This is a genomic window from Caballeronia sordidicola (genome assembly GCF_002220365.1).
In the GTDB taxonomy this organism is placed as follows: domain Bacteria; phylum Pseudomonadota; class Gammaproteobacteria; order Burkholderiales; family Burkholderiaceae; genus Caballeronia; species Caballeronia sordidicola_C.
The window spans coordinates 1-11,854 of sequence record NZ_MTHB01000162.1 but is presented as its reverse complement, the minus strand read 5'-3'; the positions used below and the strand labels follow the sequence as shown (position 1 = coordinate 11,854).

The 11,854-nt window shown below is 56.8% G+C and carries 9 protein-coding genes and 3 pseudogenes; 6 read left to right on the top strand and 6 right to left on the bottom strand.

The window, feature by feature from the left end:
• From BSU04_RS48875 to BSU04_RS23970, 3 genes are all read left to right on the top strand, one after another.
• The coding region (locus BSU04_RS48875) for an integrase core domain-containing protein (protein ID WP_144021330.1) at window positions 1–303 on the top strand (303 nt) is incomplete at its 5' end.
• A 133-nt stretch (window positions 304–436) separates the two neighbouring features.
• Window positions 437–1,003 carry a TetR/AcrR family transcriptional regulator gene (locus BSU04_RS23975; protein WP_089162923.1) on the top strand — a complete coding sequence of 189 codons (567 nt, stop codon included), beginning with the start codon at window positions 437–439 and terminating at the stop codon, window positions 1,001–1,003.
• Window positions 1,004–1,008: 5 nt separating this feature from the next.
• Window positions 1,009–1,986 (top strand): NAD-dependent epimerase/dehydratase family protein, encoded by a 978-nt coding sequence (locus BSU04_RS23970; RefSeq protein WP_089162922.1) that lies wholly within the window; start codon window positions 1,009–1,011, stop codon window positions 1,984–1,986.
• Window positions 1,987–2,295: 309 nt separating this feature from the next.
• Here the strand turns inward: BSU04_RS23970 and BSU04_RS47865 are convergent.
• From BSU04_RS47865 to BSU04_RS23955, 3 genes and pseudogenes are all read right to left on the bottom strand, one after another.
• Window positions 2,296–2,924: pseudogene (locus BSU04_RS47865) on the bottom strand (tyrosine-type recombinase/integrase).
• Between the two features lie 187 nt (window positions 2,925–3,111).
• On the bottom strand, window positions 3,112–4,230 hold the full coding sequence (locus BSU04_RS23960; RefSeq protein WP_089162921.1) for an FUSC family protein: 1,119 nt from the start codon (window positions 4,228–4,230) through the stop codon (window positions 3,112–3,114).
• Between the two features lie 187 nt (window positions 4,231–4,417).
• A complete protein-coding gene (locus BSU04_RS23955; protein ID WP_089162920.1) occupies window positions 4,418–4,999 on the bottom strand; it encodes a hydrolase in 582 nt (193 codons plus the stop codon).
• Here BSU04_RS23955 and BSU04_RS23950 point away from each other — a divergent pair.
• On the top strand, window positions 4,938–5,735 hold the full coding sequence (locus tag BSU04_RS23950; RefSeq protein ID WP_306427218.1) for a TetR/AcrR family transcriptional regulator: 798 nt from the start codon (window positions 4,938–4,940) through the stop codon (window positions 5,733–5,735). The genes BSU04_RS23955 and BSU04_RS23950 overlap by 62 nt on opposite strands.
• Here the strand turns inward: BSU04_RS23950 and BSU04_RS23945 are convergent.
• Window positions 5,722–6,045: a helix-turn-helix domain-containing protein gene (locus tag BSU04_RS23945; protein ID WP_089162918.1), complete on the bottom strand. Its 324-nt coding sequence runs from the start codon at window positions 6,043–6,045 to the stop codon at window positions 5,722–5,724. The two genes, BSU04_RS23950 and BSU04_RS23945, sit on opposite strands and share 14 nt — an antisense overlap.
• 649 nt (window positions 6,046–6,694) lie before the next feature.
• Here BSU04_RS23945 and BSU04_RS23935 point away from each other — a divergent pair.
• Window positions 6,695–7,027, top strand: coding sequence for a hypothetical protein (locus BSU04_RS23935; protein WP_089162916.1), 333 nt, complete (start codon window positions 6,695–6,697; stop codon window positions 7,025–7,027).
• A gap of 1,710 nt (window positions 7,028–8,737) precedes the next feature.
• A pseudogene (locus tag BSU04_RS48575) lies at window positions 8,738–9,487 on the top strand (polysaccharide biosynthesis protein); the annotation flags it as partial.
• Between the two features lie 104 nt (window positions 9,488–9,591).
• Here BSU04_RS48575 and BSU04_RS23925 read toward each other — a convergent pair.
• Both BSU04_RS23925 and BSU04_RS46575 read right to left on the bottom strand, forming a co-directional pair.
• Entirely contained in the window at window positions 9,592–11,100 is a 1,509-nt protein-coding gene (locus BSU04_RS23925; RefSeq protein WP_144021329.1) for a hypothetical protein, read from the bottom strand.
• 245 nt (window positions 11,101–11,345) lie between these two features.
• Window positions 11,346–11,854, bottom strand: a pseudogene (locus tag BSU04_RS46575) (hypothetical protein); the annotation flags it as partial.

Genomic DNA, 11,854 nt, shown 5'->3' with positions numbered 1-11,854 from the left:
CCGGAACGGTTCAATTCGCTTGCAGATGCACGTTCGTTCTGCCAGACATTTTTCGCCTGGTACAACGATGATCACCGTCATTCCGGCATCGGCTATATGACACCTGCCGCCATGCATTCTGGCGCAGCGACGGCCATCTATGAGCAACGCGCCCTTGTCCTGAAAACCGCATTTTTGCAGCATCCCAACCGCTTCAAACATTGCCAACCTCATCCGCCAGCACTGCCGACAGAGGCCGGTATCAACATGCCGAAACCGGCAAAAGGAGATGACAAGAAAACACAGAATTGCACACTAAACTAATCAAAAATATTGTCTCAAAGCGTTTGACACGCGCCGGGCGCAGGGCGACCCGAAGCGGCCAGACACGCTTCCTCAACGCGGTAGCAATATAGCACCGCTATACAAACCAATATAGCGGTGCTATATTGGCGTCATGGATGCACGCGCCAGTTTGCTCACCGCCGCTTTGAAACTTCTCGAGGATGAGGGCGAGGCTCAGTTCTCGACGCGAGCCGTCTGCGCACTAGCGCGCGTCACTGCTCCCACGCTCTACCACCACTACGGCAGCGCTGATGGCCTGTTGAGTGCCGCCATGACAGCGGCGTTCGCGCAGTTTCTCGCCAGAAAGAAAGCGGCGGTGCAATCCTCCGACCCGGTGACCGCACTGCGAGAGGGCTGGAACGACTACGTGCGTTTCGCTGCGGCACGGCCCCGACTTTACGCAGCGATGATGGGCCGCGTCCTCTCGGGCGTCCAGATACCCGCGGCTCAACAAGCCTTCGCACTCCTGATCGAACGTATTGCGGCCATCGACGCACAGGGGTGGCTCGATCTCACGGTCGAGGCGGCCGCGGATCTGATGTGGGCATCGGCGAACGCTGCGTCCCTGCTCTACGTGACGGCACAGCTTCGCAACACCGCGCCGCCCACGCCTGCGGTGCTTGAAGACATTTGTGAGAACGCTATCCGAACCATCTTGACCAAGGAATCGAAAGGCTGATTGTCATGAAAATTCTCGTCACCGGAGGTACCGGCCTGCTCGGAGGCCGGCTCATCCCGAGGCTCTCGGGGGATGGCCATCAAGTGTTCGCCCTCACGCGCTCGGCTTCGTCCCACGCAAAGCTTCGGGCGTTGGGAGCGCACCCCGTCGGCGGCGATCTGGAAAGTAGTTCGCCGCTGCCGCTGCCTGAGATCGATGCCCTCGTGCACGCGGCGGCGCTGTTCCGGTTCTCCGGGCCACGCGGGCCGATCTTCCGCACTAACATCGAAGGTACCGCCCGGCTTCTCACGTCGGCTGAAAAAGCCGGGGCGAGGACTTTCGTCCACATAAGCGCGGCAGGAGTCATCATGGACGATGCAGGTACGCCCATCCGCGATGCCGACGAGAGCGCACCGACGTCTCCAAACCACTTCTCTGCCTACCTGGCGAGCAAGTGTCAAGCCGAGACAATCGTGTTGGCGGCCAACAAGCCAGGCCTGCGCACCCTCGCGCTTCGCCCGCCTGCACTCTGGGGACCTGGCGACCCATTCAGCCGGGCTCTTCCACAGGCAATCAACTCGGGCCGGTTCGCCTTCATCGATCGTGGCGACTATGCCTTCGCCACCTGCCACGTGGACAATGTCGTCGAAGCCGTCCAATGCGCCCTGGAGCGTGGCGAGGGCGGTCGCGCCTTCTTCATCACCGATCAGGATAAGCTGACATTTCGCGAATTTATTGCTGGGCTCGCAAGCGCTCAGGGCTTGTCGATTGAGAAACTGCATTCGATGCCCTACTGGCTCGCGGTCAACCTGGGCCGTTTGATGGACACTGTCTGGGCCGCTACTCGCATGGAGGGCGACCCGCCGATGTCCCGTTCGATGATGCGCATGATCGGGCGGGAATTCAGCGTCAATGACGCTGCCGCGCGCCGTGAACTGGGCTATGTCGGAAGAACTTCGCGCACCGATGGCTTGCGCGGTTACGGCGAAGTCCTTTTGTCATGAGCGCCGGCTATGAGGGTTAGCCGTTGACGCCTGAATCCGGGAAGGATCCTGTGTCGAAGGTCTCACGTCATTGCAATGGGTGAAACCAGGCCCGCTCCTGCGGCACGAGGATCGTGTCGCCAGCACCACGTTGGTAAGGTGAGTGACATGGCGAGGACCGACAACGACTAGAGCGCGGCAAAGAATTCGAAGGCGTACACCCCCGACGGGACGGCCAGCCGTCGACGCCTCGTAGAAAGGGGATCCGACAGGCAGTCCAATGATCGGTTGTGGCCGGTCAGCGTCCGACCGCTGACCGGTTGGCGGCATTCAAACTTCCGTCTGTTCGGCCCTCTCGAGCGCGTCGTCAACTTCCATAACAAGGTATTTGACGGTACTTTCCAGCCTTAGTATGACCAAGCAGCAACTGAACCGCCCTCAGGTTTTTTCGTACGTCGATAAATCAGTGACGCTTTTGTGCGACGCATCGTGTGCGTCCCGTAGGCCGTGTCGTCAAGCCCGATCGATTTGATCCAGCGATGGACGATTCGTGCGTACTGCCGGGTTGAAAGCTGCGGCGACGCGTGGATCCGACCCGGGAACAGAAAATCGGATAGAGACAGCGCTGCGGCCTTGATCCAGCTTTCCACACGGTCACGTGTCTGCTCGGTGATCTCGAATTGCGCCGGTCGCTGAGTTTTCTGCTGCATAACGGTCGCCCTCGGCGCCACGCGGGCACCTAGTCAGACATCTCGCACGCGCAGCTTCGTTAGGTCGCACGCTCGCAGCTTACTGTCGATTGCCAGATTGAACATCGCCAGATCACGGGTCCTCGCTCCCAATTGCAGTCGAATCCGAATGGCCCAAATTTCCTTGAGCTTCAGCGGCAACTTCTGCCCGGTTAGCGTGTCTTTGTTCCACGGCACACGCGCCGTGGCATTGCTGGCTGTCGTTTCCATGAAAACTCTCCTTTCAGGTGAAGGGAAAGTTAGTCTGCGCCAACTGCCGATGGGCAATACTCGACCCACTTCGGCCCATCGGCAAGGATGCCCCAATGTCTCAGGACGGTTCAACAACGCCCGTTCGCTTCCGCGCGCGACGCAACATCGGACCCGTCAGCAGGGGCGACCGGAATCGTACCGATCATCAAAATGAGACCGGTTTGCGCGAGCATTCGATGCGCCTCGCAATAACGTGCACAGCCAGCGTAATTAAGAGACCGGTCGCACTGCCGGCCGCTACGTTGATCAGACGCTCGCTAGCGAACGTCCACGACTGCCCGGCAACCACGAATGCCATCGCGGCGCAGGCGCAACGCGTGCCGAATGCCATAACGTAGGGCCGAATGCAGACCAGTGTCAGCAACGCAGCGAGGATAACCAGGTCGCGCACGAAATAGTCGTGGGGGACCAACAACCCGACGAAGATACCGGCCGGCACGCCTACGATGGCCCCCGCGATACGATTCCGGAACTTGACGCGGGCGCTCGCCGCACTGCCCGTGACCACGCTCGCCGCTGACCAGATCATCCATTGTCCGCGCTCGATATGCCTCCACTCCACGAGCGCTGCTGCGAGGCCTACGGCGAGTGCTATTGCGATCATCGCTTCGACGTACGGAACACGATCGCCACGCTCAGAACGCTTCGACCATTTCGCATAGTGCGCTAAATATGAAACCTCTGGACGGCGTTCGCGGTAATGATTGATCGAGGAAATGAGCAGAACCGGCAAGAAAGCAGTCAATACGAAGGCAAGAAGCTCGAACCCGCGATGAATGAGTGCCGACTGCCTCACTCCTTCGGCGCTCTCGCAGGCGAGGTAAAGCACCGGAATGAACGTATAGCGACCAAGTGAGCGCAACTCGCTTCCCCGTGCAGTCACCAAAATCGAGCCCATTGCCATTAGGGCAGTGGCTACGACAAACAGTGGTGGATACGCAAGCGAGGCCATCAATACCAGGAAGCCCGCTCCGATGGTTATCCCGTGGGAAATGACCCCGAGCGGAGCGAGATGCGAGCGATCCACTGCGATAGCGGTCGACACCGTCACCAGCGAAACGAGCAACCACTTTGTCTGACCGGAAACCAGCGCGAGGACGATTAACGGGAAAAGGGCCGTCAACGTGCGAACAAGCGCCTTGCTATCGATAGCAGCCCCGATGCGCGACACGGCCGATCCGACAACCGCGTAACGACTTTTTTGCGTCGGCGAAGCGTCGGTTATACGGTTAACTGATTGTTCGTCGGACCTTGATTTGGACATCCCGCAACTCCTGCACTGAATCTTCGTACTCTGCTGCCCTCTCGCGTGTGCGGGCAGGTCGATGTACAAATCCGCGAGTTGACTCGATCCGATCGGTCGTTCCAGGTGAAAGGCGTACCGACCGACGCACTTTCCGGCCTGTCAGCGGCTGTGCAGCAGGGCCCTCATGCCCCATCGCGGAGCGGTGTCAGTCCGCGAGTGCCTGGATCACGTCCTCGGACTGACGCACCAGGCCGAGTCTCGGAAAAATGTAGTTAACCGACGCGTGATGATGCTCAGCCGTGGCGCAACTCATCGCATCCTCGGCGAGCACGAGTGTGTAGCCAAGTTCATAGGCAGCTCGTGCCGTCGACTCCACACCGATATTCGTCGAAATTCCGCCGAGCACAATGGTCTTGATGCCACGGCGGCGCAATTGCAGATCGAGTTCCGTGCCGTGAAATGCGTTCCACTGCCGCTTCGTGATCTTGAGATCATGCTCGGCGGCTTCGAGCGCTTCGGGGAAGTCCCACCACGTCGACGGAAGTCCGCCGGCAGGAAGCGCCGCGGGCTGGTCGACGGGTTGCTTCAGCGCGTCGCCGAAATCGTCACTCCAGCCTACGCGCACCAGCACGACTGGCGCACTGAGTTCCCGAAAGCGCTTCGCGAGCTTCGCTGAGGCCGTCAGCACGGACTCGGCGCTGCGAGGGGCCTTCCCAAAACCAAGGATGCCCTGTTGGAGGTCGATCAGAACGAGTGCCGTAGTTTTGGAGTCAAGTTTCTGCAACATTTTTTGCCTTCCGTTGAAGTTAGTGAGCCAAAGGTGTATTGTGAGGCTCGTCTCACATTTCTATTTTATGAGTATGTCCTCACAAAAGTCAACCGCAACATTGCGTGCCGAAAGCGGGCAAGCGAAAGCCCCACAGCGTGCACGCGGTCACGCACGGGTCGCATCTCTGCTGGAGGCAGCGGGTACCGAATTCGCAGACAAGGGATACGACGCAGCAACCATGACGGCGATTGCCTCCCGCGCGGGCGCATCGATTGGCTCGCTGTATCAATTTTTTCCCACCAAGGACCGGATCGCGGGTGCGTTGCTCGAAAGCTATCTGAACATACTCGCAGAGACGTTCCACAAGCTGCGCGAGGCTGCGCCGTCTCTGGACGTATCGCTGCTTGCGAGCCGGTTGACGAGAACGTTCGTGAAGTTCCGCGCGACCCATCCGGCGTTTGCGGTCCTGGTCGAGACCTACAGTTACGCTCTGCCGCGCACCATGAGCATCCGCGAAAGTCTGCGTAGAGAGATCGAATCCGTGCTGGCAGAAGTGGCGCCGCATCTGGCACCGGCAGAGATCGCCGTCCGTGCCGCCGTGATCCAGCAGATCATGAAGGCGGCCGTCGCGGTTAATGGCGATACCTCCATAGCCAGTCGTAAAGCTGTCATGGACGAACTGGAGGGCCTTATGCGTCATTACCTGCAGGACGCGATCCAACGTGCGAACCGGGATACCCTCACGTCTTCATAAGTCTCCACAGCGTGGCACGTCCAATCCCGAGCGCACGGCTCGCCGCCGCGCGGTTACCGCCGTGTTGTTCCAGAGCGCGTTGTACGTCGTCACGGGTTACGGCCATGGGCGGCGGACTAACGACATTGCCATTGGATACCGCTGCGACAGACGGTGCATGCATGCGTCCGAACTCCGGACAAACGTCCCGCAGATCCTGCCACGCGCCGTTCGCGGCATCGCCCCGATAAATCGCCGCGCGCGCTATCAGGTTCTCAAGCGCAACTGGCCGATGTGGCCCGAAGCGGTGATAGCGGTGTGACGTTTGCACACTGCCTGAAACGGTTCGCGCTTGTGTGCCATGTAGTCAATTTTTAGGCCCCACACGATGAGCCGAGCAGTGACAGATGACAATTTTCTTTGGTGGACTTTGAACGGTCTCGCTGAACGCTGCAGAGCTGCCACTCGTAGCTGCAAGTCGGCGGAAATGATTTCTTGTAGCTTCAGGAACGTGGACGTTTGTCCGCACGCAGTCTCTCTCTAGCACGGGCCTTACGTATTCCCAAACTACTGCGCGTCGTCGTTTCTTCTTTTCAGGTCACGGATTAGCGCAACGATTTGAAACCCCGCCCAGACGATCGACCCGCAAGCAGCAAGCAGCCGCCCGTCTATCGAGCGGTAAAAACGAGTTGGGTCAGTGCCCCGACAGGCAACCGTAAATCTACCTCGCACACAACCCGTTTTTTCCAGAGAGATCCTGGTGATGATCAGGTAGACCGCAATGAGAAGTAAGACGAGCGCATTAAGTATCTTTCTTGTCACCGTCCGTTCTTTCATCAATTCGCCTCAAAATCACGTGGTCGTCGGTCCAAATATTGTGATATCGGCCGTTCTAAGAATTTCTTGAATCCTAGGAGCTCAGATAACTGACGCGGTATTGGATCTGCTCAATTGATTGATCGTCGTCAATCTATGAGTTCATGTTGAATGACCGTTTGTGGCCGGCCTTCGCCCGCCGCCGCAACCGGCCGCCCATCGCACGTTTGATTCACAGTGCGGCACGGACCACCGTGTATGTCCAAAACAAATCCCTCAAGGAAGTTTGCGCTTGCCCTGACTTACCGCCCGATTTCCGGAGTGCCTATCGCCAACTTCAATTGTTGAGCTTGGTCGAGATTCAAGATGAAGGACGGGCGAAATCGGACAAGAGCATCTTTAGTTCAACGCTCGTCGCAGACCGAATGAAGGTGCGAAAGTCTGAAGTTTTTCCTAAGTTCGCACGCGGCGCGAATGCTGCGCGGTTTGTAGAATAAAAACTGTCATGAATTGATCTAGAAGCAGGCTCGTTTAGATTTTATATGTGAGCCAACAGCATGTTTTTCAGCGCCAATAAACATAAAGTGATTTTGAAGAAGCTAACGATAGTTGAATGCAGTCAGATTTCATCTGACTTCAAACGGCCGATAAATAGTGAAGATGCGAAAAAGTCATATCGATAGCTTAAAAATTCATGCAATATCATCAAAATTTGACGGACAAGGTCACGCAGAAAAGTTAAATTTCATAATTAGATACATCTATAAAGAGCTACCCACAGTTTTGCTTGAGTTTGCCAAGTTTATTAAGAGCTAAGGCGATAAGAATTGAGTCGTTAAAAAATAGCTAAGTTTTCAATCTAAATGTTCTCATTGTGCGAGAGCCTCGAAACAACTGTGGCAAGAAGGTCGAACATAGTGTGCAACGCCACTCAGTTTCCACAACGTTATGATGCGGCACTCCATTTATTACAAGATTAGCTATTTATCAAAATTTCGATAGCTCATCTTGTAAGCGTCATCAAGGTTAGACGACTTACCTTGTGAATATTATATGTAATACGTCTGTTCTTTCGTGGTTCGGCCGAATTGGGGGGGGTTATTCAAGATTGATTAAATTTTGATCGGCGCTGGCGAGTGCTAGTTAATCGACACAGGGCCGAGTTCAGCTGAGCATCGCTTCGAGTGCAAGGTGTTGCGTTTATATGCAGAAGTCGGTTGGTAAAGACTTATCTTATCGTTGGTGGAGCAGTACGTTTTAGGGTGTGTTGAGGACGCTGGCCAGAGGTAGAGGCGGTTGGCGAGTCTCGAGAAAATCTGCCGTCACCAGGATTTTTGGGTGAAGGTTAGCAATCCGATCGCGTTTTTTTAGATTTTGACCTATTAATTTTAGCCAATTTATCGTATCGAAGAATGAAATTTCGTAATATCGTGCTTCGAGTTATCGCTCCTCTGGGGCCACGGCTGGATTACTTCTATTTTGCATATTGCACCTTGTATAAGCAAAGATTGGCATATAGTCGCATGGTCAGGCGTCTAAGCGATTTTTCGTGCCTAATCATCGGACGGAATTTGGATGTGACAATCAGTATTACTCGAGCACTAAAGCTAAATAGCGTCGTCCTTTATAGCTGGCTTTCGCCATATAAATATGACAATCGCTGGAGTTGGGCATAATATTTCTGTTCCGTGGCATCTAGTCATCCTTCAAAGGGAGATCGCCAGCTCCGGGCTTGCGGCCGATATCGCTTAGACCTTGCGTCGGCAGGCCTTCTGCCTTTGCGAAATGCCATTCATTTATTTTTGGCACTTTCGAGGTTTACACGAAAGATTTGGTATAAGGCCTCGTAGTTGTCAGTCTGTGCATCGGGTTCGATGTCTGCGTGGTCGGCAGGTTACGCCGTCGGGTTCAATTGGGGCTTGCCGGTCACTTCGCGCTTAGTACACTTTCTTTCAGGGCTGATGTAGGCGTTGCCCGTCTACGCCGTTGTGTTCCGCGCGTCCAGGCTATATCGCGGCATGTGGGTATTGGTCAGCGTGCCCGATCTAATGCGGACTTCCAAGGAGGTTGCTAGCGGTACGCTGATCGTGACGATCGGTTCGGCAATGTTGCAGCCTTCGCCTAAGCTCGCAATTCTGTATTTAACGTGTCACCGTTGCTGCTGTTCATGGCGATGAGCAGTTCACAGACGGTTCGCACGCGACATCAATGTGCTTCGCACGCTGCGAGTGGCGCGCCCGCGCGCTGCGATCTGTCATCAAGTCAGCCATTTCGTGCTGATTTCCACCGATAAAGCCGTCAACCCGACCAACGTGATGGGCGCAAGCAAGCGCCTGGCCGAGATGGCCTGCCAGGCGTTGCAGCAGATCGCGCCACGCACGCAGTTCGAGACAGTTAGATTTGGCAATGTGCTGGGCAGCGCGGGCAGTGTGATCCCGAAGTTCCAGCAGCAGATTGCGAAGGGCGGCACGGTGACGGTGACGCATCCGGAAATCACCCGCTTCTTCATGACCATTCCCGAGGCCGCGCAACTGGTGTTGCAGGCGTCTAGCATGGGCCGTGGCGGCGAGATCTTTATCCTGGATATGGGTGAGCCGGTACGGATCGTGGATCTGGCGCGGGATCTGATCCGGTTGTACGGGTTCACGGAAGAGCAGATCCGGATCGTGTTCACGGGCCTGCGGCCGGGCGAAAAGCTCTACGAAGAGTTGCTGGATGATGACGAAACGACCACCCGTGCACCGCATCCGAAACTGCGGATCGCGCAGGCGCGCGAGGTGCCGAATCATTTCCTCGATGAATTGCTGCCGTGGCTGATGCAGCATCGCGTGCTGACCGATGAGGAAGTGCGCCACGACTTGCGTCGCTGGGTGCCGGAGTATCAGACGACCATGCTGCCGGTTCTGAGTAGCGTGCCGACCCCTACCTTGCATTCGGGCGCCGCGCGGCGCAACTAGCGCTGCGACTGGTTAAGTGCGGGATCTTGCGCCCGCATGCGGCATTACGCGCGGCCACCGTCGACCGCTCGACCTGTTTATAACAAGTGGCGGGCGCGCGTTTCTCAACCTCCCGCAGAGACCGCGAGATCCGTGCCACCGTATGTTGTTAGTTGAGACACATCCGGGAGGTGCTGTACTTGCGCATCGCCAGCGTCGCTTCGCGCGTGGGCGTCCTGAGTCGCCAGCGCGTCCAACACTCCGTTCAACACCCGGCCGCCAAAGTCATGGTGAAAAGCCCACACACCATAGATGCGTCCGCGGAACGCCGCCTCAAACCCTGTCTCACGCCGGATCTGTTCGTCGGGGCGAAATCCCGAGCCCAGGCCAAACGAGAAAAGCCCGTGCACCAACTCGCCGTTTGTATCGAATGGGCAACCGAACCTATCGGACACCAGGCCACCCTGGCCGAGCTGCAGCGGAATCGGGACGCCCCAATGATCGACAAGTTTCGACATGTTGGGTCCGTACCCCGCACCGTGGACGACAGCGACCGACTCACTCAGGCAATCGCCCGCACGCGATCGAGCCACCTCACTTGCATCAGCCTCGATCAGTTCAACGCGCGGTTTCGCGCCGGGCACGTGGCCGTTCGCCATGATCGAACGCGCAATGTCGAACGCCCGGTAGCGCAAACCACCCGCGCGGTTCACGCGTTTGGTGACCGGGCAGACGTCCATCGCTTCGTTGACCGCATAGCCATTGGCACGCGCTTCTTCGATCGTTTCGAAAAACAAACGAATCGGCGAACGATGGATCACCGCAATTTCATCAAGACCGGCGTCGCCGAGTTCCATCGCGAGGCGGTCCACGACGGTGAACGCGCTATGCGAGCCGCCAAGAACCGAAATCCGGTTCGGGCCGCGCTTTCCGTTCTGCGCGAATTGGGCCTTGAATGTTTCGATCAGTTGCGCCGTCGTCAGGCTGAGGACATCGTCGGAAACGTAGGTCTTGATCTCGGCGCCCGGCGCTGGCAGTTGTAATCCACGACACAGTTCGTCAATTTCGCCCACGTGTTGCAGGCCACCAAGATTGATTACGATCGTGTCGCTTGAAACGGTGTTGAGCAAGGCGGGATCAGTCACGTCGTGATAACCGATGTCGAAACCACCGCCCTGACGGCGACGAATGGTGTCGATTTCTCGGCCGCGAAGCACGGTGACGTCGTAGCGCGCAGTGAGGTAAGCGAGCAGCCGCTCGGTCGCCAGCGCTAGCAGCTCGCCGGCGTCGGAGAGGCTCGGCGGTCCTTCGGCAACCGCGACCATCTGCTTGTACAGCGGATGGTCGCGCAGTTCGCCGAATACCTCGTCAAATTTCTCGTGTTCGAGGCAAGCGAGGAAGGTATTACCGACCGTATTGCCCGAGACGTTCGCATACTCACCGAGCTTGCCCGAGCCTAGCTCGAAGCGCTTGTCGATGACGAGAAGGCCATTTCTGGCGATTTCCTCCAATTTGCCCGTTTTAAACGCATGAAAGAGAAAGCCCATGCTCGACGGGCCCGCCCCACATATGGCGCAGGAGAATTCTTTCCGTGCAATCCGCACGACGGTTGGCACGTCTGAGTTGCGATTCACGTTTGTTATCTCCAGGCGGGGGGTTTGGCCAAGCCTCCAATGTCGTGCATGAAGGGATTAACGCTCTGTGCGTTGCCACACCCAACTTCGACGTGGGTATTTATTACCGTGTCGTCGCCGCCGTTTGTTTCCATCGACGGCGTTCATGGTTTGATTTTGTCGCGCGCTATCGGTCCGTTGGACCGTCCTTGCGCACAAACGCAAAAAGCCACCCGAAGGTGGCTGTTGGACCTTGCAGACGGCGCTTACTTTATGACGATTGCCGCAGAAAGTATGTTCTTAATGAACGGCTTTCCTACTGCCTTCAGGTAGTACGTACCCGCAGCGCCGGTAACCGGGATGTTCGCCATGGTCGCAGGGAAGCTATTGGTCAAGTTGTACTTGCCAGCAGCAGCCTGCGAGTAGAGTTCGAGATGGTCCACCGTTGATGGGTTGGTCAAGTTGACCGTGAGCTCTTTCTTGCTCTTGCTGACGGTAACGTTCAAGGTCGCGCAGTTGTCGATACCCGTTTCCAACTCCGTGCCTTCGTAGTAGTCGTCCCATGTTACGAGTTGCAAAAACGGGAGCTGGTTCGAAGCACTGTACTGCTGGTTGATCGCAGAGAACATGTTCAGCCACGTGGCACCGCATTGCTGATTCACATACACCTGTCCATCCCACGGCGCATATTGACTGTTGAAGCCCTTGTAGGCTCCGCCGGTTGCGGCCATGTTGGGATGCGTTTTGGCGCGGGTATAGAAGTTAGTAATGGCAG

Bases quoted from the DNA above. Each gene is read 5' to 3' on its own strand.
- BSU04_RS23975 (WP_089162923.1), top strand. From the start codon at position 437: ATGGATGCACGCGCCAGTTTGCTCACCGCCGCTTTGAAACTTCTCGAG.
- BSU04_RS23970 (WP_089162922.1), top strand. From the start codon at position 1,009: ATGAAAATTCTCGTCACCGGAGGTACCGGCCTGCTCGGAGGCCGGCTC.
- BSU04_RS23960 (WP_089162921.1), bottom strand. From the start codon at position 4,230: ATGTCCAAATCAAGGTCCGACGAACAATCAGTTAACCGTATAACCGAC.
- BSU04_RS23950 (WP_306427218.1), top strand. From the start codon at position 4,938: ATGCCCTGTTGGAGGTCGATCAGAACGAGTGCCGTAGTTTTGGAGTCA.
- BSU04_RS23955 (WP_089162920.1), bottom strand. From the start codon at position 4,999: ATGTTGCAGAAACTTGACTCCAAAACTACGGCACTCGTTCTGATCGAC.
- BSU04_RS23935 (WP_089162916.1), top strand. From the start codon at position 6,695: ATGTTGAATGACCGTTTGTGGCCGGCCTTCGCCCGCCGCCGCAACCGG.